The organism is Vibrio sp. OPT18 (assembly GCF_015163615.1).
Taxonomy (GTDB): domain Bacteria; phylum Pseudomonadota; class Gammaproteobacteria; order Enterobacterales; family Vibrionaceae; genus Vibrio; species Vibrio coralliirubri.
In genome coordinates, this window is the sequence record NZ_JADDYK010000036.1 from 181,387 (window position 1) to 205,719 (window position 24,333).

Consider the following 24,333-nt stretch of genomic DNA (forward strand, 5'->3'; position numbering starts at 1 on the left):
ACAGCGCTAGTGACACAGATTTACTCGGAAGCAGGCCTAGATCCAACCTTCGTAAACGGTGGTTTGGTGAAAAGTGCTGGCACTAACGCACGTTTAGGTTCAAGCCGTATTCTTATCGCTGAAGCCGATGAGAGTGATGCGTCATTCTTACATCTGCAACCAATGGTTAGTATCGTAACTAACATTGAAGCGGATCATATGGATACCTACGGCGGCGATTTTGAAACGCTAAAGCAGACGTTTATTGATTTCTTACACAATCTGCCATTCTACGGTCAGGCTGTGATGTGCGTTGATGATCCAGTAGTGCGTGAGCTTATCCCTCAGGTAAGTCGCCAAGTGATTACTTACGGTTTCTCTGAAGATGCGGATATTCGTATTGAGAACTACGTACAAGAAGGCCAGCAAGGCAAATTCACAGTGGTACGTGAAGGTAAAGCTAACCTTGATATCACGTTAAATATTCCGGGTCGTCACAATGCACTGAATGCATCTGCGGCGATTGCTGTTGCAACAGAAGATGACATCAGCGATGAAGCGATTCTAAAAGCGATGGCAGGAACCGAAGGCACGGGTCGCCGTTTCGATCACCTAGGTGAGTACGAAACAGGTAAAGGCGTTGCAATGTTGGTCGATGATTACGGTCATCACCCAACCGAAGTTGATGTGACGATTCAAGCAGCACGAAGTGGCTGGACTGATAAACGTCTTGTAATGATCTTCCAACCGCACCGTTATAGCCGTACTCGCGATCTGTATGATGATTTTGCGAACGTTCTTGAACAGGTTGATGTCCTAATTCTGCTAGATGTTTATTCTGCAGGTGAGAAACCTATTGCAGGGGCAGACGGACGTTCATTAAGTCGAACTATTCGTGGGCGTGGTAAGATAGATCCAATCTTTGTTGCCGATATCAACGCACTGCCATCGGCTTTAGCCAACGTAATTCAAGGCGGTGACCTTGTTTTAACGCAGGGTGCAGGCGATGTTGGTCGAGTAGCGAAGCAGTTGGAATCGTTACAGTTAGACATTAATAAAATGCAGAACGTGTAACAGAATACTGTCTACAGACTGTGGTCAATCGCTCACTTCTTGCGATTGACCTAAAATTGACCAAAAATCTTATTATCAACGTTTGATAGTTTGATTTTGCTCAGTATAATTCATAGGTTAAAGTAAGTGCTTTTACCTCTATTACGAAGATAGGGAATAGAATTGCGAACCAACGACAGGGAATGCGGGCTTTGGTAGAAAGTACTTTTAGCGAAAACCGCCACCTATTCAGTTTACCGTCGCTCAAGAAACACGCCTTAGGCGGGTCTTTTTTTGTCATGGTATTGCTATTCATTGGGTTTCTTTTCTATACCACACTGACTTGGATGTGGGACGATCAGCGATTGCCTCTCTCCAAAATAGTACTTCAAGGCGACTTAACTTACGTAACCGCTGGTGATGTTCAACATGCCTTTAGCGAGCTAGAGCATATTGGAACGTTCATGTCGCAAGACATCGGTGTGTTGCAAGACAGTTTAGAAGCGTTACCTTGGATCTCAGTGGTCTCCATTCGTAAGCAGTGGCCAGACACAATAAAAGTATTTTTGACTGAGTACCATGCAGCAGCAATCTGGAACGGTAACATGCTGCTGAATGACGATGGTCAGGTGTTTAATGGTGATATCGGCCTGTTGAAGGGCGATAGAGTTAAGCTTTACGGCCCAGGCGGCACCAGCCAAGAAGTGATAGAAAAGTGGCGACAGATAACCCCTTTGATTAACAGTCTAGGGTTAACAGTTACCTCTCTCGTTCTCAATGAGCGTCGCGCTTGGCAAATAATCCTAGATAACGGTATCCGTTTAGAGCTAGGTAAAGATTCTTTAGATGAGCGTGTTGAACGCTTCATTTCGCTTTACAACGAACTTGGTAGTAAAGCGAATCAAGTGAGCTACATCGACCTCAGGTATGATACGGGAGCCGCTGTAGGCTGGTTTCCAGAGCAAGAGTTAGAAGAGAGCACAGATGACTAAGACCGCAGATGACAACATAATCGTTGGTCTTGATATAGGCACTGCGACCATATCAGCTCTGGTTGGTGAAATATTGCCTGATGGTCAAATCAATATCATTGGTTCTGGGCAAAGCCCATCCAGAGGTATGGATAAAGGTGGTGTAAACGACCTAGAGTCGGTAGTTAAGTCGGTTCAGCGAGCTATTGATCAAGCAGAGTTGATGGCGGAATGCCAAATCAGCAATGTATTTATCTCGCTATCGGGTAAACATATCGCAAGCCGAATTGAAAAAGGCATGGGTACTATCTCTGATGAAGAGGTGTCTCAAGACGATATGGATCGAGCGATCCATACCGCGAAATCAATTAAAATAGGTGATGAGCAGAGAATTCTGCACGTGATCCCACAAGAATTTACCATTGATTATCAAGAAGGGATTAAGAACCCGCTTGGCTTATCTGGTGTTCGAATGGAAGTCAGTGTTCACCTAATTTCTTGCCATAGCGACATGGCGAGAAACATTATTAAAGCTGTTGAACGATGTGGTCTCACTGTAGAACAAATCGTGTTTTCAGGACTTGCCTCAAGCAATGCGGTAATTACTGAAGACGAGAGAGAGCTTGGAGTGTGTGTGGTAGATATCGGTGCGGGTACAATGGATATTTCCATTTGGACTGGCGGCGCACTTCGACATACAGAAGTCTTTTCCTACGCAGGAAATGCAGTAACCAGTGATATTGCCTTCGCTTTCGGCACGCCAGTGAGCGATGCTGAAGAGATAAAAGTAAACCATGGTTGCGCTCTGAGTGAACTCGTAAGCAAGGATGATTCTGTTAACGTCCCAAGTGTTGGTGGTCGCCCATCGAGAAGTTTGCAACGACAAACTTTGTCGGAAGTGATTGAACCACGTTACACTGAACTTATGGGTCTCGTTAACCAAACTATTGATACGGTTCAATTACAGCTACGAGATGAAGGTATTAAACACCACCTTGCAGCTGGCGTCGTTCTCACTGGTGGAGCGGCACAAATTGACGGGTTGGTAGAGTGTGCGGAACGTGTTTTCCGCAATCAAGTTCGAGTTGGTAAGCCATTAGAAGTTAGTGGCTTAACTGACTATGTTAAAGAGCCGTATCATTCTACGGCGGTTGGTTTACTTCATTACGCAAGAGATTGTCAGATCAGTGATGAAGGTGATTACAGCGAACCTAAGCGTTCAGCACCTTCTATGTCTGGTTTATTTGGCAAATTGCGTAATTGGATACAAAAAGAGTTTTAACCTGAGTTGCAGGAAAAAACGGAGATAACACATGTTTGAACCGATGATGGAAATGTCTGACGATGCAGTAATTAAAGTCGTTGGAGTTGGTGGCGGTGGCGGTAACGCTGTTGAGCACATGGTACGTGAATCAATCGAAGGCGTAGAATTCATCAGTGTTAACACTGATGCACAAGCACTTCGTAAAACAAGCGTGAGCAGCGTGATCCAAATTGGTGGTGATATCACTAAAGGTTTGGGCGCTGGTGCAAACCCACAAGTAGGCCGTGATGCAGCTCTCGAAGATCGAGAAAGAATTAAAGAAGTTCTAACTGGCGCCGATATGGTATTTATCGCAGCTGGTATGGGCGGTGGTACTGGTACAGGTGCTGCTCCAGTTATTGCTGAAGTTGCGAAAGAGTTGGGTGTGCTGACGGTTGCTGTTGTAACTAAGCCATTTAGCTTTGAAGGCAAAAAGCGTTTAGCGTTTGCTGAGCAAGGTATTGAAGAGCTTTCTAAACATGTGGATTCATTAATTACGATTCCAAATGAGAAGCTACTTAAAGTACTTGGCCGCGGCGTAACTCTGCTAGAAGCTTTCGCAAGTGCTAATGATGTACTTAAAAACGCTGTACAAGGTATCGCTGAGCTAATTACTCGCCCAGGTATGATTAACGTCGATTTCGCGGATGTTCGCACCGTAATGTCTGAGATGGGTCATGCAATGATGGGTAGCGGTATCGCAAAAGGTGAAGACCGTGCTGAAGAAGCTGCTGAAACGGCAATTTCTAGCCCACTACTAGAAGACATCGACCTAGCTGGCGCACGTGGCGTTCTTGTGAACATCACAGCAGGCCTAGATATGCGTCTAGATGAGTTCGAAACAGTAGGTAATACAGTTAAGGCATTCGCATCTGATAACGCAACAGTTGTGATTGGTACTTCTCTAGACCCTGATATGACGGATGAAATCCGTGTAACTGTTGTAGCAACAGGTATCGGCACAGAGAAAAAACCAGACATTACATTAGTTGCTGGTGGTAAAGCTAAGGTTGCACCAACTCCTCAACCACAGGTAGCGGCTCAAACTGCACCAAAAGTGGAAGAGAAAGTGGCACAACCATTGCAAGAAAAAACTGAGGTTAAACCTCAAGTTAAGCCGCAGCCAACAACGTCACCTGTTTCTTCAGGTACAGGCGCTAGCCAAAGTGCAGCACCTAAGGCTGAGAAAGAGAGTGGATACTTAGATATTCCAGCATTCTTACGACGTCAGGCTGATTAACAAATACCCAAAATTTGACTATCGTCGAATTAATGGTAAAATTCGCGGTCGGTAAATACTGACCGTGATTTGTAGCACTGATAACGAGGCAAGCAGATGATCAGACAACGTACTCTGAAAGAAATTGTGAAAACAACTGGTGTGGGTCTCCACTCTGGTCGTAAAGTCACACTTACTCTTCGCCCGGCAGCTGCAAATACAGGTATTGTTTATCGTCGTACAGATGTAAATCCACCTGTAGATTTCCCAGCTGATCCAGCGTCAGTTCGTGACACTATGCTATGTACAGCTCTTGTTAATGACGAAGGCGTACGTATCTCTACAGTGGAACACCTTAACGCAGCTTTAGCGGGTATGGGCATCGACAACATTATTGTTGAAGTAGATGCTCCTGAGATCCCAATTATGGATGGTAGCGCAAGCCCATTCGTATACTTGCTACAGCAAGCGGGTGTAGAAACACTGAATGCAGCGAAGCGTTTTATTCGTATCAAAAAGCCTATCCGTTTTGAAGATGGCGATAAGTGGGCAGAATTTGTTCCATTTAACGGCTTCCGTATGGACTTTGAGATCGACTTTAACCACCCTGCAATTGAATCTGATGAGCAACGTTTGTTGTTTGATTTCTCTTCACAAGGTTTTGTGAAAGAAATTTCTCGCGCTCGTACTTTCGGCTTCATGCGCGACATTGAGTATCTACAATCTCAAAACCTAGTACTTGGTGGTAGCTTTGATAATGCTATCGTACTGGACGAATACCGAATTCTTAATGAAGAAGGTCTACGTTTTGACAATGAGTTCGTAACTCATAAAGTACTAGATGCGATTGGTGACTTGTACATGTGTGGACACGCTATTATTGGTGAGTTCCGTGCATACAAATCAGGTCACGGCCTAAACAACCAACTACTACGTGCAGTACTTGCTGACGCAGAAGCTTGGGAATGGGCAACATTCGAAGAAGAAGTAGGCTCTCCTGTTGCATTTGCTGAGCCAGGAATGGTTCTAGCGTAATTGTTGTTTACAACAATATAAGATTTCGAAAACCAGGTCATTGACCTGGTTTTTTTGTATCTATTTTCCAGATACAGTGTCGTCAACATCCGAAAGTTGTCTCCCAATGAGCTGCAGTCTGGCTAATCCATCAGCAATTAGAAAGAAAAGTTCCAAGCACATCAAACAAATGGGGTTATAAATGGTCGTTGGTGTGAAAATTACTTACACTAAAGGGCATTAATTTTAACTCAAGCCTTGAAAACTCTACTCTCAAGTACAATATCAAAGATACTAGATTTATCTCAGTATCCTTGGTTAGTAACTGAAGACTAGTTCATAGCTAGTAGAGACACTGACGGCATTTAAAATAGATCGCGGACGATCTGAGAACGAAGAGATTCCAAGCACATGATTACTAAGCTGCTGACAAAGGTAATTGGCAGTCGCAATGACAGAACACTGCGCCGCCTTAGAAAAATTGTAAAAGAAATTAATAACTTCGAACCATCGTTTGAAGCACTTTCAGACGAAGAGCTAAAAGCAAAAACGGTTGAGTTTCGTGAGCGCTTAGATAAAGGTGAATCGCTAGACCAACTTCTACCTGAAGCATTTGCTACGGTACGTGAAGCGTCTAAGCGTGTTTACGGCATGCGTCACTTTGACGTGCAAATGATTGGAGGCATGGTTCTAAATGCTGGCCAAATTGCAGAAATGCGTACTGGTGAAGGTAAGACTCTTACAGCAACCCTACCAGCTTATCTTAACGCCCTACCTAGCAAAGGTGTTCACGTAGTAACGGTGAACGACTACCTAGCGAAGCGTGATGCGGAAACAAACCGCCCATTATTTGAATTCCTTGGTATGACTGTTGGCGTGAACGTGCCAAACATGGCTCCACCAGAGAAGAAAGAAGCGTACCAAGCGGATATCCTATACGGAACAAACAACGAGTTTGGCTTCGATTACCTACGTGACAACATGGCTTTCCGTGCTGAAGATCGTGTTCAACGTGAGCGCTTCTTTGCTGTTGTCGATGAGGTTGACTCAATCTTAATCGATGAAGCTCGTACTCCACTTATTATCTCTGGCCCAGCTGAAGATAGTTCAGATCTTTACACGCGTATTAACACGTTGATCCCTAACCTTGAGCGCCAAGATAAAGAAGATTCTGAAGAGTACCGTGGTGAAGGTCACTACACCATGGACGAGAAATCGAAACAGGTTCACCTGACTGAAAACGGTCAAGAATTTGTAGAAGAGCTAATGGTCAAAAACGGCCTGATGGAAGAGGGTGACACGCTTTACTCTCCGACAAACATCAGCCTATTGCACCATGTTAATGCAGCGCTGCGTGCACACGTACTGTTTGAGAAAGACGTCGACTACATCGTTACTGAAGAAGGCGAAGTGGTTATCGTTGATGAACATACTGGTCGTACTATGCCAGGTCGTCGTTGGTCTGAAGGTTTACACCAAGCTGTTGAAGCTAAAGAAGGTGTGAAGATTCAGAATGAAAACCAGACGCTAGCATCGATTACTTTCCAGAACTTCTTCCGTCTATACGAAAAGCTGTCAGGTATGACAGGTACAGCCGATACAGAAGCTTTCGAATTCCAGTCTATCTACGGCCTAGAAACGGTGGTTATCCCAACCAACAAGCCTATGGTTCGTAACGATATGCCAGATGTGGTTTATCGTACTGAAGAAGACAAGTTCAATGCGATCATTGAAGACATCAAAGACCGTGTAGCAGCTGGTCAGCCATCATTGGTTGGTACGGTTTCTATCGAGAAGTCTGAGCTACTGTCTAACGCACTGAAAAAAGCAAAAATTAAGCACAGCGTTCTAAATGCTAAATTCCACGAAATGGAAGCAGAGATCGTTGCACAAGCTGGTATGCCGAGTGCGGTAACTATCGCAACTAACATGGCTGGTCGTGGTACCGATATCGTATTAGGTGGTAGCTGGCAGGCACAAGTTGAGAAGCTAGATAATCCAACCAAAGAGCAGATCGAGAAGATCAAAGCTGACTGGAGAGTAATCCACGATAAAGTACTTGAGTCAGGTGGTCTGCACATCATTGGTACTGAGCGTCATGAATCTCGCCGTATCGATAACCAGCTACGTGGCCGTTCTGGTCGTCAAGGTGATGCGGGTTCTTCTCGTTTCTACTTATCAATGGAAGACTCTCTGCTACGTATCTTCACATCGGATCGTATGGCAGGTCTTATCCAAAGTGGTATGGACGAAGGCGAAGCGATCGAATCTAAGATGCTTTCTCGCTCAATTGAAAAAGCACAACGTAAAGTTGAAGGTCGTAACTTTGATATTCGTAAGCAGCTTCTTGAGTACGATGATGTAGCCAATGACCAACGTAAAGTGGTTTATGAGCTTCGTGATGAACTGATGAGTTCTGACGACATCAGCGAAATGATCGAACACAACCGTGAAGATGTACTGGCATCAGTGATTGATGAATACATCGCACCTCAGTCTCTTGAAGATATGTGGGATATCGCGGGTCTGCAAGATCGTCTGAAGAATGACTTCGATCTAGACTTTGATATTCAAGGTTGGTTAGACGAAGACGACAAGCTTTATGAAGAAGCATTGCGTGAGCGTATTCTTGGTATGGCGGTTGATTCGTACAAACAGAAAGAAGAAGTGGTTGGTGCTCAAGTACTGCGTAACTTCGAGAAATCTGTGATGCTACAAACGCTAGATGGTCTTTGGAAAGAGCACTTGGCTGCGATGGATCACCTTCGTCAAGGTATCCACTTACGTGGTTACGCTCAGAAGAACCCGAAACAAGAGTACAAGCGCGAGTCGTTTGAACTGTTTGAAGGCCTACTAGATGTACTAAAAACAGACGTTGTTACCATCCTTTCTAAAGTTCGCGTTCAGCAACAAGAAGAAGTTGAAAAGATGGAAGCTCAACGTCAAGCTCAAGCTGAAGAAGCGGCGCGTCGTGCACAAGCACAACATGCAACGGCTGAAAACCAGCTAGCTGACGATGAAGCTGAAGCGGCATCTCCACAAACGGTAGTGCGTGATGAGCGTAAAGTGGGTCGTAACGAACCATGCCCATGTGGAAGTGGCAAAAAATACAAACAGTGTCACGGTAAAATTGACTAATGCTTCGCTGTAGTGGCTGATAACTTCGTCGGCGATGCTCATTTACACTTGTAAACTCCGCGTCGCCTCCTAGTTCTCAACCAATACAGCTTTGCCTTAATATAGTTTTGATAAAAAGAGTCGCTTAGGCGGCTCTTTTTGTATGTGAAAATAATAAGGTTTCGATAGCGTCATCCTCGAGAGTGAGGGACGAGCGAGTCGGGGATCTTTCGAACTAACAAAAGAGCAGATTCCCTATCTAATTCGTTCCTCATTGTAGGGAATGACGCTAGGGACATAGAAGGAACACCAACACATGAAAAGAATCCACATTGTTGCGGGCATTATCTTCAACCAAGATAAGTCGCAGGTATTTATCACTAAACGTCCAGACGACAAACACAAGGGCGGTTTCTGGGAATTTCCTGGTGGCAAGGTTGAAGAGGGTGAAACCATTGAGCAAGCGATGACTCGTGAGCTTGATGAAGAGATTGGCATCAAGGTGACAGAACAGTCTCTGTTTGAGCACCTTGAATTTGATTACACCGATAAGTCGCTTAAGTTCGACTTCATCCTTGTGACCGACTTTGAAGAGCAGCCTTATGGCAAAGAAGGTCAACAAGGTGAATGGGTGAGCCTAGAATCATTGAATCAATACGCCTTCCCAGAGGCAAATGTGCCAATTTTAGAGCGAGTAATAAAAGAGTTTTCGTAATTGCTAGCCTGAGTTTGAGATTGTTGTTAGTTTAAAGAGATTAATCGATTGAACGTTGCTGCAAGAGATAAGTGGCAACGGTAACCAAAATAATGGAGATATTCGCAGTGGTTAGAATTGCAATTGCAGGAGCAGCGGGCCGAATGGGTCGCAACTTGGTGAAAGCCGCTCATCATAATTCAGAAGCAAGTGTTGGAGCTGGTTCAGAGCGTCCAGAGTCATCTTTGGTCGGCGTCGATGTCGGCGAGTTATGCGGTGAAGGTCGTTTTGATGTTGCTTTAGTCGATGATTTGTCTAAAGCCATCGAAGAGTTTGATGTGATTGTCGATTTTACTGCCCCTGTTAGCACATTAGCGAATATTGAACTTTGTAAACGTCACGGTAAGAAACTGATCATCGGTACGACGGGTTTCTCTGAAGAAGAGAAGCAGGTGATTGATGCTGCTTCAAAAGAGATGGCGATCGTAATGGCACCTAACTACAGCGTTGGTGTGAACCTGGTCTTTAAGCTGTTAGAGAAGGCCGCTAAAGTGATGGGCGACTATTGTGATGTCGAGATCGTTGAGGCTCATCACCGTCATAAAGTCGATGCACCGTCAGGCACTGCGATTGGTATGGGCGAAGCTATTGCGGGTGCGATGGGCAACGAGCTGAACGATGTAGCTGTATGGTCACGCGAAGGTATTACTGGTGAGCGCACTAAAGATGAGATTGGCTTTGCGACGATTCGTGCCGGTGACATTATTGGTGAACACACCGCTATGTTTGCTGATATCGGTGAGCGAGTGGAAATTACCCATAAAGCCACTGATCGAATGACCTTTGCTAATGGCGCAATCAAGGCCGCGGTTTGGTTAAATGATAAACCAGCAGGCTTTTATACCATGACGGATGTGCTTGGTTTGAATGACCTGTAAATAGATATTTATGCGCTGGCAATTGCCGGCGCTTTCTTTATTTGGTGCCTTTTCCTTAGTAATCTCCCTTCTACGATCTTCCCTCTACTTTCTTCTTATCGCCATTTTTCCTATATTTATATGCTATTTATGTGGGCTTTAGTGTGTTTTTTGTTTTAGTTCTTTAAATTGTCATGTTTTCTCTTGGTATTTATCGATTGCGTTTTGTTGCTGATATTTTTATCACTCTATGGTTGGCTAAAATGAGGGGTGAAAATTAGAAAATCGTAATATTCGAGCTAAATGCGTATGAAAGTTGAACTTTTGGAGCTTTGAGGGGGTAAATTGAATTAGTCCTTACAAATGTTTAATTTCTTTTGAGTTAAATGTTGACACGTATCACGCAGATCACTAGAATACCGCCAATTTGTCTAATTTCCATAAACACGCAGTTTTTGGTGTTGCAGGAAGGTAGATTTGCAAATTAAATCAATTTTAATGCATTTTTATTTCTGGAGGTTGTCTTGAAGAAGTCAGCACTACTCGTCCTAGAAGATGGGACAGTATTTCACGGTGAAGCCATTGGCGCTGTAGGTTCTGCAGTTGGTGAAGTCGTTTTTAATACCTCGATGACGGGGTACCAAGAAATCCTCACTGATCCTTCCTATTCTCAACAAATCGTTACCCTTACTTACCCTCACATTGGCAATACCGGAACCAATTCCGAAGACGAAGAATCTTCTTCAATCCACGCTCAAGGCCTTGTGATTCGCGATCTCCCTCTAATCGCTTCTAACTTCCGTAATGAACAATCCCTTTCTGATTACCTTAAGTCGCAAAACGTTGTTGGTATCGCTGATATCGATACTCGTAAGCTGACGCGTATTCTTCGTGAAAAAGGCGCACAGAACGGTTGTATCGTAGCGGGTAACAACCTAGACGAAGCTTTGGCTCTAGCTAAAGCAAAAGAATTCCCTGGCCTGAAAGGTATGGACCTTGCGAAAGAAGTTACAACAAAAGAAGCGTATCAATGGAAACAAGGTTCGTGGACGCTTACGGGTGGACTTCCTGAAGCGAAAGCAGACTCAGAATTGCCATACCACGTTGTTGCTTATGACTTCGGTGCAAAACGAAACATCCTACGAATGCTTGTTGACCGCGGCTGCCGCCTAACGGTTGTTCCTGCTGAGACTTCAGCTGAAGAAGTACTTGCTCTGAACCCAGACGGTGTTTTCCTTTCAAATGGCCCTGGTGACCCAGAACCATGTACTTACGCAATTGAAGCGACAAAAGTGTTCCTAGAAAAAGGCTTACCAATTTTCGGTATCTGTCTAGGTCACCAGATTCTTGCTCTTGCGTCAGGCGCTAAGACAGTGAAGATGAAGTTTGGTCACCACGGTGCAAACCACCCGGTTAAAGATTTAGATCGTGATGTTGTGATGATTACTTCGCAAAACCACGGCTTTGCTGCTGACGAAGAAACCCTTCCAGAGACACTACGTGCAACGCACAAATCACTATTTGATGGTTCTCTACAAGGTATTCACCGTACAGACAAACCAGCATTCAGCTTCCAAGGTCACCCTGAAGCAAGCCCAGGTCCAGAAGACGCAGCGCCGTTATTCGACCACTTTATTGAACTAATCAAACAGCACACAGCGTAATTCGGAGTAGTAGACAATGCCAAAACGTACTGACATTAAAAGTATTCTTATTCTAGGTGCTGGCCCGATCGTTATCGGCCAAGCATGTGAGTTCGATTACTCTGGTGCTCAAGCTTGTAAAGCGCTTCGCGAAGAAGGTTACCGAGTTATTCTTGTAAACTCGAACCCAGCGACAATCATGACTGACCCAGACATGGCAGATGCAACTTACATCGAACCTATCCAATGGGAAGTTGTGCGTAACATCATCGCTAAAGAGAAGCCTGATGCAGTTCTACCTACTATGGGTGGCCAAACTGCATTGAACTGTGCGCTAGACCTAGAAAAGCACGGCGTTCTTGAAGAGTTCGGTGTTGAAATGATTGGTGCAACGGCTGACGCTATCGATAAAGCAGAAGACCGTTCACGCTTCGATAAAGCAATGAAAGCAATTGGCCTTGAGTGTCCAACTGCTGATACAGCGAAAACGATGGAAGAAGCTTACAAAGTTTTAGACATGGTTGGCTTCCCTTGTATCATTCGTCCATCGTTCACGATGGGTGGTACTGGTGGCGGTATCGCTTACAACAAAGAAGAATTTGAAGAAATCTGTCGTCGTGGTTTGGACTTATCTCCAACAAACGAACTTCTTATCGATGAATCACTTATCGGTTGGAAAGAGTACGAGATGGAAGTGGTTCGTGACAAAAACGACAACTGCATCATCGTATGTGCGATTGAAAACTTCGACCCAATGGGTATTCACACGGGTGACTCAATCACCGTGGCTCCAGCACAAACGCTGACAGACAAAGAATACCAACTAATGCGTAACGCATCTCTAGCAGTACTGCGTGAGATTGGTGTTGAAACAGGTGGTTCAAACGTACAGTTTGGTATCAACCCGAAAGATGGCCGTATGGTTATCATCGAGATGAACCCACGTGTATCTCGCTCTTCTGCACTAGCATCTAAAGCAACAGGTTTCCCAATCGCTAAGATTGCAGCGAAACTGGCTGTTGGTTTCACGCTAGACGAGCTAATGAATGACATCACAGGCGGCGCAACTCCAGCATCATTCGAACCAACAATCGACTACGTAGTAACTAAGATTCCTCGTTTTAACTTCGAGAAATTTGCAGGTGCTAACGACCGTCTAACGACGCAAATGAAGTCTGTTGGTGAAGTTATGGCTATCGGCCGTAACCAACAAGAATCTCTACAAAAAGCACTTCGTGGCCTAGAAGTTGGCGCGACTGGTTTTGACGAAATGGTAGACTTAGACGCACCAGATGCTCTAACGACTATCCGTCACGAACTTAAAGAAGCTGGCGCAGAGCGTATTTGGTACATCGCTGACGCATTCCGTGCTGGTATGTCGGTAGATGGTGTATTCAACCTAACGCAAATCGACCGTTGGTTCCTAGTTCAAATCGAAGACATCGTTAAACTAGAGCAAGAACTTAAAGCGAAAGGCTTTGCTGGTCTAAATAAAGACGAGCTAAACAAGCTTAAGCGTAAAGGTTTTGCTGATGCGCGCCTATCTAAGATTCTAGGTGTGGCAGAAAGCGAAATCCGTCGTCTGCGTGACCAATACGATATCCACCCGGTATACAAGCGTGTAGATACGTGTGCAGCTGAGTTCTCTTCAGATACGGCTTACATGTACTCATCTTACGATGACGAGTGTGAAGCAAACCCAACAGACAAAGAAAAAATCATGATTCTAGGCGGCGGTCCAAACCGTATCGGCCAAGGTATTGAATTTGACTACTGTTGTGTACACGCATCACTAGCGCTACGTGAAGATGGCTACGAAACTATCATGGTTAACTGTAACCCTGAGACAGTTTCTACAGACTACGATACGTCTGACCGTCTGTACTTCGAACCAGTAACTCTGGAAGACGTACTAGCAATCGCTCGCGTTGAGAAGCCAAAAGGCGTTATCGTTCAGTACGGTGGTCAAACACCACTTAAACTGGCTCGTGCTCTTGAAGCAGCTGGCGTACCAATCATCGGTACTAGCCCAGACGCAATCGACCGCGCAGAAGACCGTGAGCGTTTCCAAGTTGCTGTAGACCGTCTAGGCCTACTTCAACCAGAAAACGCGACAGTAACAACAATGGAGCAAGCGGTAGAGAAATCTCGCGAAATCGGCTTCCCACTGGTTGTACGCCCTTCTTACGTACTTGGTGGTCGTGCGATGGAAATCGTATACGACGAGCAAGACCTACGCCGCTACTTCAACGAAGCAGTAAGCGTATCAAACGAATCTCCAGTACTACTTGATAGCTTCCTAGATGACGCTATTGAAGTTGACGTAGATGCGATTTGTGACGGTGAGCGCGTTGTAATCGGCGGTATCATGGAGCACATCGAGCAAGCGGGTGTTCACTCAGGTGACTCAGCATGTTCTCTTCCTGCATACACGCTAAGCCAAGAAATCCAAGACGTAATGCGTGAGCAAGTTGAAAAGCTGGCGTTCGAGTTGGGTGTTCGTGGTCTGATGAACACGCAGTTTGCTGTTAAGAACAATGAAGTGTACCTAATCGAGGTTAACCCTCGTGCAGCACGTACGGTTCCATTCGTATCTAAAGCAACTGGCGCGCCAATCGCTAAGATTGCCGCTCGTGTAATGGCGGGTCAATCTCTAGAGTCTCAAGGCTTTACGAAAGAAATCATCCCACCTTACTACTCAGTGAAAGAAGTTGTACTTCCATTCAACAAGTTCCCTGGTGTTGACCCACTGTTAGGCCCAGAAATGCGCTCTACTGGTGAAGTTATGGGTGTTGGTGCGACGTTCGCAGAAGCATACTCTAAAGCTGAATTGGGTTGTGGCAACATCTACCCAGAAGGTGGCCGTGCACTTCTTTCTGTTCGCGAAGGCGACAAAGAGCGTGTTGTTGACCTAGCATCTAAGCTATCTAAGCTTGGTTACCAGCTAGACGCAACGCACGGTACTGCGGTTATCCTTGGCGAAGCGGGCATCAACCCACGTCTAGTAAACAAGGTACACGAAGGTCGTCCTCACATTCTTGACCGTATCAAGAACAACGAGTACACGTACATCGTGAACACTGCTGCTGGTCGTCAAGCGATTGAAGATTCTAAAGTTCTTCGTCGTGGTGCACTTGCTGAGAAAGTGAACTACACGACTACGCTAAATGCTGCATTCGCGACTTGTATGGCGCACACTGCAGACGCGAAAACGTCAGTAACTTCAGTTCAAGAGCTACACGCTCAGGTTAAAGCTTCTCAAGCTTAATCGCCTAAAGTGTATCGCTGATAAGCGGATATAAATGCTCAAAGCCCACTCTTCGGAGTGGGCTTTTTTATGTCTGTTATCCCGCGGTAACTTAATGATGAATATTTGGAATAGGTTAGAATCTTGTGTTTCGTTATTGCTCGTCTGTCGTGAGTGGTAACTTGTCGCTACACAGGACTTTAAGGCGTTGGGTATATGGAAATCACTCTAGAAATATTGGCTATCTTGTTTGTTGTTGCAACGGCAGCAGGCTTTATTGATGCAATGGCTGGCGGCGGTGGGTTACTGACTCTACCTGCATTGCTAGCGGCTGGAGTTCCACCGACACAGGCATTGGCAACCAATAAACTCCAAAGCTCATTTGGCAGCTTCTCTGCGAGTTGGTATTTTGTGCGCAACGGTATCGTAAGCATCAAAGAGATGCGCCTTGCTATCTTTTGTACCTTTATCGGCTCTGCAATTGGCGCTGAGTTAGTTCAGCACATAGATGCGAGCCTACTGACCAGTGTTATCCCACTGCTGCTTATCGCTATCTCTCTCTATTTCCTGTTAGCACCGCAAACCAGAGCTTCTGAAGGTAAACAGAAGATCTCTGAGGCGATGTTTGCTTTGTGTGTTGGTGGTGGTGTTGGCTTTTACGATGGCTTTTTTGGCCCAGGAACAGGTTCTATCTTCACCGTCTGCTTTGTTGCGATTGGTCACTTCTCATTAGTCGACGCTACGGCGCGTACTAAGGTACTTAATTTCACCTCGAATATCGCTGCCTTAATTTTCTTTATTTTGGCTGGTTTGCCTATTTGGGAGTTGGGTTTAGTGATGGCGGTCGGTGGATTTATGGGCGCTCAGCTTGGCGCTAAAGTGGTGGTGACAAAAGGGCAAAAATGGATTCGCCCCCTTGTGATCGTGATGTCGATGCTAATGGCGTCTAAACTGCTTTGGGAACAGCATCAACAATGGATTCTATCAGTGTTTTAACTCGTGGAGACTGGTAACTATTTGGTCTGACACAGATATGAATCGGCCGAATCAAGCCTGCTAATTCGGTGAAGCTATACAGATATTGAGGCTCAATATTGAGTGTTTTTACGATCGAGAGCGGAATTAACGCTGGCCCAGTCCCGCCCAATGCAAGTTGCGCCGCTGCTGTGTAGGCATCCATCTCCATCAAGGGCTTGATACCAAACTTCTCTAATACAGAAAGTTGATAAGAATTGGCAGGGTTGGTCATGTCGTTAGTGATGACCATTGGAGGAAGCTCCGTTAGCGGCGACTTACTCACTATATAAAACGGTTCATCAAACAGATGGAAGGTCATCAACCCATGATGCGGTGGCAGTAAGCCAGCACACAACCCCAAAGTCGCCTTGCCAGATTGCACTCGCTCTATGATTCTCGGCGTGTGGTTGGTAGTAATGGTGATGTATTTATCTTGCTGGATAAATTGGCCCATCATCTCACCTAAATAACCGGCTATCAGAGACTTAGAGCTGTCTAAGGTGATGAGAGTGGTATCTTCCAACTCTTGCTGTTCATAAATAAGCCCGCGAAGTTCATTGAATGTAGGGCCAATACTCTCGATTAATGCTATCGCATCTGGCGTGAGTTTTATCTGTCGGCCACTCGGTTCAATGAGCTTTTTACCTAGCTTCTTTTCTAAATTCGCAATCCGTTTGCTGACCGCTGATTGGCTGATATAAAGCAAACTGCCTGTGCGGCTCATGGTCTTTGCTTTACTCAATACCAGTAGAGTTTCGATTCCTTCGAGTAGCATTGGGTTATATTCATGAAAGTTGGGAATGATTGTTTCAACTTACCTCAAACAACATTCATTCTCTAGGGCGTGTTGATCTTTCGAGCTGATTTTTGCAGCGAGTTGCTGGGTATTTATACAAGGCAGAGGCTTTGATGTGTAGCTAGCCTACATGAGAAGCCGATAACGTAGTAGAAATGACCAGCAAACGCTGCCCGAAGGGTTCGGCTAAAAGCGTTTTACTCTTTGTTGAGGGAGATTTGCTTAGAGTGACTAGGCTACTTCCCCCTCGCCGCGATTAAAACGCTTTTATCTCGAACAAAATTTAACCACGAAAGTTCAACACGCCCTAGTCTTGGGCTCATAGATATCAATCAAGCTAGGAGTTTTGAAGCTAGCCCGTCAGCTAACTAGTTAGTTTAGGTTCTCTTAACTAGACTCGCGATGCGCTGACCAAAATAGAAAGCAGTCTGAAGATCGTTACTGTTGATGTGACTATTGGTGCTATCTGTCGTCTCATCTTCACTGGCAACCAAACCAATGCTTGATCCTGTGCGATTCAAACCTAAGTCATCAATGTGCTTTGAGATATCAAGCCCTGCCCAAATCATGCCATGCTGACAAGCCAGAGTGAAAAAGCTCAACAAGGTTTGTTGCTGCTCGCCGTTAAGGCTGCCGCCTGTGGTAAAACCCGCTGCGAGTTTATTTCGCCATGCTTTCTTACAGTAGCTATCACTGCTTGCATCCATAAAACTCTTAAACTGAGCGGCTGGTGAACCCATGTAAGTCGGGGAGCCAAAGATAATGGCGTCACAGTTGTCTAATGACTTGAGCTTATCATCATTGTCATATCTTCCTTCGACCACTTCAGAAGATAGCACTTCGACAAGGAGTACTGAGTTAGGTTGTTGAGTGTTAATGCCTTCAGCGATTGTCTCAGCAACTTGCTTAGTTGCTCCATTCTTAGAGAAGAAAACAATGCCCACTTTACCAATACTCATCTTGAACTCCCTTTTGCCAATGTTAGTAAATATATTTATTTATTTATAAAGCTATTTGTTTATTAATATAGCCTGTGGGTTATATAAGTAAACAAAAAACATTACTAACTTGTTGGCTAACGACCTAACTAAATTGAGTGTTAGGAAAAGAGGGGGAGCTTTGAAGAATGGAAATAGAGGGTATCAGTGATTTTAAACGTGATTAAAAAAGGCCCCTTTGCGGAGCCTTTCACTTTGTAACGATAGCTTATTTGATGGCGAAGGTCGGCAATGATAAATGCCAACGAATAGCGCCAAGCCTGATCAATAGTGTTGAGAACACGCCGGCCAGAAATGCAGTTTCTGAATCGTGCCCCATGCTGATCGCCATGGTATGGAAAGCGCCACCAATGATACAAGCGGTCGCGTAGACTTCACTTCTTAGAATCATTGGCACTTCACGGGCAAGCACGTCACGGATAATACCGCCACCGCAGCCGGTTATGACACCCATAATGATGGCCACTAGTGCTGAATCTTGATAGATAAGCGCTTTTTCTACACCAATGCCTACAAACACCGCTAAGCCAATCGCATCACATACCGGCAATATCCACCAAGCCAGACGTTTTGGGCGTCTTACAATAATCATGGTCAGCAAACAGGTGATGATGATGACCCAAAGGTAGGTGGTATCGGTGATCCAAAATACGGGAGTCGCGCCCAGAGCCATGTCTCGAATTGTACCGCCACCAATTGCGGTAACACTACCTAGAACGGCGACGCCAAAGGGATCCATCTTAAGACGGCCAGCGACAAATACGCCTGAGACGGCAAAGATGGCAGTGCCAAATAAATCGATAATATAAAGCAGCATGGAGTCCATGATACTGGTGCTCTTATAGTTAAAATTGTAGGGACAGGTCGGTGGCGAATTGTACGAAAAAACGCAGCAAATAGTTAGTGATTTTGCCTAGCTCTATCGAAGAAATCGCACACTTGTTGGATCGCTTTCAAAGTTCTCGTTGTCGGGCGATTAATCCAGTCAGAATTGAGGGACCAAATCTGATTTTGAGCGACTGCTGGGATCTCATCTTCCCATGTTTGCCACATGGTTCCATTCTCAATCGCGTGCTGAGAAGTGAAGATCACTTGCGGTTTTCTTAATACAACTTGTTCAATACCAACTTGCGGGTATGGGGAGGCGCTGTCTTCAAAAATATTGTGTCCACCACAAAACTCAAACACCTCACTTGGCCAGTGCCCTTGAGCAACAGTGATGATCGGCTTCTCACTGAGTTGGTAGAAGTAGTTTACTGGCTCGGCATTTTTGTATTTTAGTCTCAACGCGTTGAGCTGCTCTCTGTATTGCTGAGCGTTATTTTCGCCAATACTTGGATCGCTAGCGTATTGGCTCAGTTGTTCAATATTGGTTGCGATACTGTCTAGGCTTTTGGTCTTGGAGTAGTAAATATTAAAACCAAATTGCTCTAGCTTCGCGAGCTCTCTGGGCGGGTTACCTGCAGGCCACGCAAGAATCAAATCAGGCTGCAGTGCGATGATCTTCTCAACCTTGATGCCTTGATAGTTTGCCACTTTTTCAAGCTTATCGGCTTGTGGTGGGTAATCACTTCGTTCACTTACGGCGACAAGGCTGTTACCTAAACCTGCGCTGTACGCGAGTTCAGTGGCATGAGGAGCAAGGCTGACCACGCGTTGAGCCGGCTGTACTTGTTCTTGAGTCAGTGGTGCTTCTTCTGCAAATGATAAAGGCAGCCATAAGCTGGAAGACAAAATAGTAAGGCTTGTAACAAGTACTGAAGGTTTCACTCTAAATCCCTTGGTGAATAAATAGTAAGGCTAGGCTTTGTAAAAAGATCCAGATAGCGATGCGACCAAAGAGTAGTTTCTGAACCTGAGATAGATGCAGAGCTGACGGTGCGATTCTTCCGCCTAATTTTGCGCGAATGGCTTTGGTGTTGTCGTAAATCGCAGGGCCACCCAATGATAGTTCAAGCTTGTTGCCAACAGCCGTGATCAACCAGGCTGGGCCGGGTAGGGGCCAAGAGCGACTTTGGACTAGCATCATTTTAAATGTGTACGTTGCTTTATCACCACATACGATCATCAAAGCAAACAAACGCATCGGTATAAATTCTAGAATCGCGACTATCTTGATCGCCGTTGAGCCGAACGGAGAAAATTGCTTGCGACTTGGCGACCAAGCTCGAGCTAACTCGACCACAAGGCGATACATTAACGCAGCGATTCCACCACCAATGGCGTACCAGAACAACACGCAAACTACGTTACGAGCGTAACCCATGATGATGGTTTCTGTGGCGGATTTGCCTAGGCCAAGTGACGAAAGTGATTCGGTTTGACGATTGACAATCGGAGCCAGTAACTGACGAGCGGCCGCTTTATCTTCTCGGCCAAGTGCTTTGATCAGTTGGTTAGCCAGCTTTTCATTATTGCGCCAATCAATCGCGAGTAATAACAGTGCCAATTCAAACAGTTGAGATTGCCAAACCAATGGTTGCAGTGCCAATAGAATAACCAGAGTTGGCAGTACCATTAACCCCCAGGCTAATGTTCCTGAGATTAAACTTTGGGAATAGTTGTGGTTGTTATTAACCTTGCTTGCTAAAAGCTCAGCAAACTTATGCCATAAGGTTGTGGGGTGTGCGGCATGGGGGATAGGTAAAACCAAATGAAAAAGCAGTGCTCCCCACATTACAAGGAGCACGCCATTTGCAAATACCTGATCAAACAGTGTTTGCATGTCTAGTCGCTTACTTTAGTAGGGCAACCATCTTGATAACCATTTCAGAAGAGCTTTGTGCTGCTAGTGGCAGGAACTCTTCGAAGCTCATTGGTGACTCTTTGTCTGCAACATCAGAGATTGCACGAACAACCACGAATGGTACTTGGAATTGGTGACAAGCTTGAGCGATAGCCGATGCTTCCATCTCTACAGCAACAACAGATGGGAAGTGCTTGCGGATGAACTCTTGGCGTTCAGCTGTGCAAACAAATGCGTCGCCAGTACAGATAAGACCGCGAACGGCATGCTTATCTTCCATTTGAGCTAGAGCTTGTTCAGCAACAGCCATCAGTTTGTCGTCAGCTTTGAACGCTGCAGGTTGACCTGCCATTTGGCCGATTTCGTAACCGAAAGCTGTAACGTCTGCATCGTGGTGACGAACTTCAGTAGAGATAACCACATCGCCAAGGTTCAGTGTTGAATCAAAACCGCCAGCAGAGCCCGTGTTAAGAACGACATCTGGTTGGTATTCGCTTAGTAGGATTGAAGTACCAACAGCCGCTGCTACTTTACCAATGCCAGATTGAAGCAAAACAACGTCAACACCATTTAGCTGACCAGAGAAAAAGGTACAACCGCCTTTATTAACTTCAGTAATGTCTGAAATTGCTGCTTTTAGGATCGCAACTTCTTGCTCCATTGCGCCAATGATGCCGATTTTCATGTGTAGTCTCTTAATAAATAATATTTAAACAGTAGAGCGAAATTGTAGCATGGATAAGAAGTGTCGAGCGACTGCCCAGAGGCACTTCTCATCCGAATAGCAGCGATTTATCTGCGTATTCTTTTATCTATTTGATTAGGCCTTCGCTTTTCAAGCTAGCACGAAGTTGTTCAGCTCGTTTTCGGTTTACGCCAAAATCAGAATGGCCAGTACGAGACTCTGAACGCACGATCAGTTTGCCATCCGTGATCTTAAGCTCTAAGTCATCGACAAAGCGCATGATGCGAGAGGTACATTCAACACGCAGATAATCTTCTGTTTTACTCGCAGTTTTCGATCCCGATAAGGTTAGCGCAACCTGCTCAATCGCATCTAAGTTCGCTGAATCTGACAACTCAAACGCGGCCAATGCGTGCTGCTCACGGTCATCTTGAGTTGATACGCAGTTTGGTTTGTCTCCACAAGGTGATGAAGTTCTGTCTTTCATGTCCGTGATTCCTTGGCTACAAGCGGTTAAAGTCAAAAGAGATAGAGAGAGGAGAGCGGCTTTTTTCATAGTGTTTCCTATGGCGTTGTTTTAATTTTAATTGTAGTTTTCGGTATTCGTTAATTTGCGATTGTTTTACGTATTCTTTGTTATGCCGTTGGTAAAACGTATCGAACTTAAAAAAGGATCCATATACGGATCCTCTTTTTATAGTAACGGCTTGATTAATAGCGGAAACTTTAGATTAGTCACACTTCTAGGTAATCCAATATCCCTTCCGCTGCTTTACGGCCTTCATCGATAGCGGTCACCACTAAGTCAGATCCTCGAACCGCATCGCCACCTGCAAAGATCTTGCTGTTGGTGGTTTGGTATTGAAACTCTTGTTGGCCCGGAGCCTTGATGCGACCCCACTGATCGAGTTCAACACCGAAAGGTTCTAACCATTCCATCGTATGAGGTTGGAAACCAAATGCCATAATTACGGCATCAGCCTCAAGAACATGCTCACTGCCTTCAACGGGTTCCGGGCGACGACGGCCTGCTTCATCAGGTTCACCCAAAGCGGTTTTTACGAATTTAACGCCAACCACGTGACCAGCGCTGTTAAGCTCTAAGCCAATAGGTTGGAGGTTGAACTTGAACTTCACACCCTCTTCACGCGCATTCTTCACCTCACGGCGAGAGCCCGGCATATTGGCTTCATCTCGGCGGTAAGCACAAACAACATTAGCTGCATGCTGACGAATTGAGGTTCGGACACAGTCCATCGCGGTATCACCACCACCGAGCACAACCACTTTTTTGCCTTTCATGTCGATGAATGGTGTTGGGTTATCCAGTTCCATGACCTTGTAAGTATTGGAAACAAGGAATGGCAGTGCATCATAAACGCCCGGTGCATCTTCGTTGTCTAAACCTGCACGCATGTTTTTATAGGTGCCGACACCCAAGAAAACAGCATCATAGTCATCGACCAGTTGTTGTAGTTGAACGTCTTTACCGACTTCGGTATTCATCTTGAATTCGACACCCATACCACTAAAGATACGGCGACGGTTTTCCATGATGCCTTTCTCGAGTTTGAACGATGGGATACCAAACGTGAGCAGGCCACCGATCTCCGGGTAGCGATCAAATACTACGGCCTTTACACCGTTTCGAACTAAGATGTCAGCAGCAGCAAGACCGGCAGGGCCTGCGCCAATGATTGCGACCTTTTTGTCGGTCCATTCGACATGCGACATGTCTGGTTTCCAGCCCATCTCAAACGCTTTGTCATTGATGTACTTTTCAATGTTGCCAATGGTGACTGCGCCGAAATCGTCGTTGAGGGTACAAGAGCCTTCACACAAGCGGTCTTGAGGGCAAACTCGGCCACACACTTCTGGCAGGCTGTTGGTCTGGTGAGACAGTTCAGCGGCTTCGATAATGCGCCCTTCATTGGCAAGCTTGAGCCATTGAGGGATGTAGTTGTGGACTGGGCACTTCCATTCACAGTAGGGGTTACCGCAGTCCAAGCAGCGATCAGCTTGAGCTTTGGCTTGTTGTTTAGTGAAAGGTTCATAGATCTCTACAAACTCAATCTTACGTATCTTGATTGGTTTCTTCGCTGGATCTACGCGATTCACATCAATAAATTGGTATACATTCTGGCTCATTATTGGCTCCTTCCAATTATTGCGCTTGAACACGAAGTTCAGCAGAGCTGCGGCTTTGGTGGCCGAGCAGGGTGTTGAGATCCGCCGTCTTTGGCTTCACTAGGTAGAACTTCGGAATCCATTCATCAAAGTTCGCCAGAATTGCTTCAGCGTGTACTGAACCTGTCTCTTCTAAGTGCTCTGCAATCAAACCACGCAGATGTTCTTGGTGGATGTATAGGTCAGACAGAGAAAGTGCCTCAACCGATTCGTTGTTCACTCGGCCTTGGAAGTCTTCGTTCTTATCCATTACATAAGCAAAACCACCTGTCATACCGGCGCCGAAGTTGACTCCGGTTGCGCCAAGAATGGCAACAATACCGCCCGTCATATACTCACAAGCGTTATCACCTGCGCCTTCAATAACCGCTACAGTACCTGAGTTACGTACGCCAAATCGTTCGCCTGCGGTACCTGCTGCAAATAGCTTGCCTCCGGTTGCGCCATACAAACAGGTATTACCGATGATGGTCGCTTCGTTACAAACAAATGCAGTGCCTTGGTGAGGCTTGATAACCACCTTACCGCCCGCCATGCCTTTGCCGACATAATCATTGGCGTCACCCGTCAGATACAGCTCGACACCACCGGCGTTCCAAACTGCAAAGGATTGTCCTGCTGTACCATCGAGGTACAACTTAATCGGTGAACCCGCCATACCTTGGTTGCCGTAGCGTTTCGCTATTTCACCTGAGATACGAGCGCCTATAGAGCGATCGGTGTTGATCACGTTGTAGTAGAGGCTGG

Annotated in this window: 19 protein-coding genes and 1 pseudogene; 11 read left to right on the top strand and 9 right to left on the bottom strand. The window is 45.5% G+C overall.

Features of this window, described 5'->3' with window-relative positions:
• From murC to IQQ51_RS08930, 11 genes are all read left to right on the top strand, one after another.
• The coding region (gene murC / locus IQQ51_RS08880; protein ID WP_228012753.1) for a UDP-N-acetylmuramate--L-alanine ligase at positions 1-1,053 on the top strand (1,053 nt) is incomplete at its 5' end.
• Positions 1,054-1,331: 278 nt separating this feature from the next.
• Positions 1,332-2,024, top strand: coding sequence for a cell division protein FtsQ/DivIB (locus IQQ51_RS08885; protein ID WP_416222606.1), 693 nt, complete (start codon positions 1,332-1,334; stop codon positions 2,022-2,024).
• Positions 2,017-3,285, top strand: a complete 1,269-nt coding sequence (gene ftsA / locus IQQ51_RS08890) for a cell division protein FtsA (RefSeq protein WP_010434747.1) — start codon at positions 2,017-2,019, stop codon at positions 3,283-3,285. Before IQQ51_RS08885 ends, ftsA begins: the two co-directional genes overlap by 8 nt.
• 31 nt (positions 3,286-3,316) lie before the next feature.
• A complete protein-coding gene (gene ftsZ, locus IQQ51_RS08895; protein ID WP_017059291.1) occupies positions 3,317-4,546 on the top strand; it encodes a cell division protein FtsZ in 1,230 nt (409 codons plus the stop codon).
• Positions 4,547-4,642: 96 nt separating this feature from the next.
• Positions 4,643-5,560 carry a UDP-3-O-acyl-N-acetylglucosamine deacetylase gene (gene lpxC, locus IQQ51_RS08900; RefSeq protein ID WP_010434751.1) on the top strand — a complete coding sequence of 306 codons (918 nt, stop codon included), beginning with the start codon at positions 4,643-4,645 and terminating at the stop codon, positions 5,558-5,560.
• Between the two features lie 390 nt (positions 5,561-5,950).
• A complete protein-coding gene (gene secA / locus IQQ51_RS08905) occupies positions 5,951-8,677 on the top strand; it encodes a preprotein translocase subunit SecA (protein WP_172380460.1) in 2,727 nt (908 codons plus the stop codon).
• A gap of 295 nt (positions 8,678-8,972) precedes the next feature.
• Positions 8,973-9,371: an 8-oxo-dGTP diphosphatase MutT gene (gene mutT, locus IQQ51_RS08910; protein WP_048618233.1), complete on the top strand. Its 399-nt coding sequence runs from the start codon at positions 8,973-8,975 to the stop codon at positions 9,369-9,371.
• A gap of 92 nt (positions 9,372-9,463) precedes the next feature.
• The gene (gene dapB, locus IQQ51_RS08915) at positions 9,464-10,288 is read left to right on the top strand and encodes a 4-hydroxy-tetrahydrodipicolinate reductase (RefSeq protein WP_020628676.1); all 825 of its coding nucleotides are present in this window, start codon (positions 9,464-9,466) and stop codon (positions 10,286-10,288) included.
• 503 nt (positions 10,289-10,791) lie between these two features.
• Entirely contained in the window at positions 10,792-11,931 is a 1,140-nt protein-coding gene (carA, locus tag IQQ51_RS08920; RefSeq protein WP_048609692.1) for a glutamine-hydrolyzing carbamoyl-phosphate synthase small subunit, read from the top strand.
• 16 nt (positions 11,932-11,947) lie between these two features.
• Positions 11,948-15,178: a carbamoyl-phosphate synthase large subunit gene (gene carB, locus IQQ51_RS08925; protein ID WP_050711682.1), complete on the top strand. Its 3,231-nt coding sequence runs from the start codon at positions 11,948-11,950 to the stop codon at positions 15,176-15,178.
• Between the two features lie 195 nt (positions 15,179-15,373).
• Complete coding sequence (locus IQQ51_RS08930; protein ID WP_010434762.1) at positions 15,374-16,153, top strand: TSUP family transporter; 780 nt, start codon at positions 15,374-15,376, stop codon at positions 16,151-16,153.
• Here IQQ51_RS08930 and IQQ51_RS08935 read toward each other — a convergent pair.
• From IQQ51_RS08935 to gltB, 9 genes and pseudogenes are all read right to left on the bottom strand, one after another.
• On the bottom strand, positions 16,104-16,949 hold the full coding sequence (locus IQQ51_RS08935) for a LysR family transcriptional regulator (RefSeq protein WP_017059296.1): 846 nt from the start codon (positions 16,947-16,949) through the stop codon (positions 16,104-16,106). The genes IQQ51_RS08930 and IQQ51_RS08935 overlap by 50 nt on opposite strands.
• A gap of 398 nt (positions 16,950-17,347) precedes the next feature.
• Positions 17,348-17,929, bottom strand: a complete 582-nt coding sequence (locus tag IQQ51_RS08940) for a flavodoxin family protein (RefSeq protein WP_050651927.1) — start codon at positions 17,927-17,929, stop codon at positions 17,348-17,350.
• 247 nt (positions 17,930-18,176) lie between these two features.
• On the bottom strand, positions 18,177-18,794 hold the full coding sequence (locus IQQ51_RS08945) for a TRIC cation channel family protein (protein ID WP_050649519.1): 618 nt from the start codon (positions 18,792-18,794) through the stop codon (positions 18,177-18,179).
• A gap of 74 nt (positions 18,795-18,868) precedes the next feature.
• Positions 18,869-19,738: a vitamin B12 ABC transporter substrate-binding protein BtuF gene (btuF, locus tag IQQ51_RS08950; protein WP_193840853.1), complete on the bottom strand. Its 870-nt coding sequence runs from the start codon at positions 19,736-19,738 to the stop codon at positions 18,869-18,871.
• A 1-nt stretch (position 19,739) separates the two neighbouring features.
• Positions 19,740-20,693, bottom strand: a complete 954-nt coding sequence (locus IQQ51_RS08955) for a cobalamin biosynthesis family protein (RefSeq protein WP_193840854.1) — start codon at positions 20,691-20,693, stop codon at positions 19,740-19,742.
• 10 nt (positions 20,694-20,703) lie between these two features.
• Complete coding sequence (gene mtnN / locus IQQ51_RS08960; RefSeq protein ID WP_012603226.1) at positions 20,704-21,399, bottom strand: 5'-methylthioadenosine/S-adenosylhomocysteine nucleosidase; 696 nt, start codon at positions 21,397-21,399, stop codon at positions 20,704-20,706.
• Positions 21,400-21,526: 127 nt separating this feature from the next.
• Positions 21,527-21,955, bottom strand: a complete 429-nt coding sequence (locus tag IQQ51_RS08965) for a DUF1499 domain-containing protein (RefSeq protein ID WP_048618243.1) — start codon at positions 21,953-21,955, stop codon at positions 21,527-21,529.
• A 179-nt stretch (positions 21,956-22,134) separates the two neighbouring features.
• Positions 22,135-23,547, bottom strand: a complete 1,413-nt coding sequence (locus tag IQQ51_RS08970) for an FAD-dependent oxidoreductase (protein WP_193840855.1) — start codon at positions 23,545-23,547, stop codon at positions 22,135-22,137.
• Positions 23,548-23,563: 16 nt separating this feature from the next.
• A pseudogene (gene gltB, locus IQQ51_RS26845) lies at positions 23,564-24,333 on the bottom strand (glutamate synthase large subunit); the annotation flags it as partial.

Bases quoted from the DNA above. Each gene is read 5' to 3' on its own strand.
- IQQ51_RS08885 (WP_416222606.1), top strand. From the start codon at position 1,332: ATGGTATTGCTATTCATTGGGTTTCTTTTCTATACCACACTGACTTGG.
- ftsA (WP_010434747.1), top strand. From the start codon at position 2,017: ATGACTAAGACCGCAGATGACAACATAATCGTTGGTCTTGATATAGGC.
- ftsZ (WP_017059291.1), top strand. From the start codon at position 3,317: ATGTTTGAACCGATGATGGAAATGTCTGACGATGCAGTAATTAAAGTC.
- lpxC (WP_010434751.1), top strand. From the start codon at position 4,643: ATGATCAGACAACGTACTCTGAAAGAAATTGTGAAAACAACTGGTGTG.
- secA (WP_172380460.1), top strand. From the start codon at position 5,951: ATGATTACTAAGCTGCTGACAAAGGTAATTGGCAGTCGCAATGACAGA.
- mutT (WP_048618233.1), top strand. From the start codon at position 8,973: ATGAAAAGAATCCACATTGTTGCGGGCATTATCTTCAACCAAGATAAG.
- dapB (WP_020628676.1), top strand. From the start codon at position 9,464: ATGGAGATATTCGCAGTGGTTAGAATTGCAATTGCAGGAGCAGCGGGC.
- carB (WP_050711682.1), top strand. From the start codon at position 11,948: ATGCCAAAACGTACTGACATTAAAAGTATTCTTATTCTAGGTGCTGGC.
- IQQ51_RS08930 (WP_010434762.1), top strand. From the start codon at position 15,374: ATGGAAATCACTCTAGAAATATTGGCTATCTTGTTTGTTGTTGCAACG.
- IQQ51_RS08935 (WP_017059296.1), bottom strand. From the start codon at position 16,949: ATGCTACTCGAAGGAATCGAAACTCTACTGGTATTGAGTAAAGCAAAG.
- IQQ51_RS08940 (WP_050651927.1), bottom strand. From the start codon at position 17,929: ATGAGTATTGGTAAAGTGGGCATTGTTTTCTTCTCTAAGAATGGAGCA.
- IQQ51_RS08945 (WP_050649519.1), bottom strand. From the start codon at position 18,794: ATGGACTCCATGCTGCTTTATATTATCGATTTATTTGGCACTGCCATC.
- IQQ51_RS08955 (WP_193840854.1), bottom strand. From the start codon at position 20,693: ATGCAAACACTGTTTGATCAGGTATTTGCAAATGGCGTGCTCCTTGTA.
- mtnN (WP_012603226.1), bottom strand. From the start codon at position 21,399: ATGAAAATCGGCATCATTGGCGCAATGGAGCAAGAAGTTGCGATCCTA.
- IQQ51_RS08965 (WP_048618243.1), bottom strand. From the start codon at position 21,955: ATGAAAAAAGCCGCTCTCCTCTCTCTATCTCTTTTGACTTTAACCGCT.
- IQQ51_RS08970 (WP_193840855.1), bottom strand. From the start codon at position 23,547: ATGAGCCAGAATGTATACCAATTTATTGATGTGAATCGCGTAGATCCA.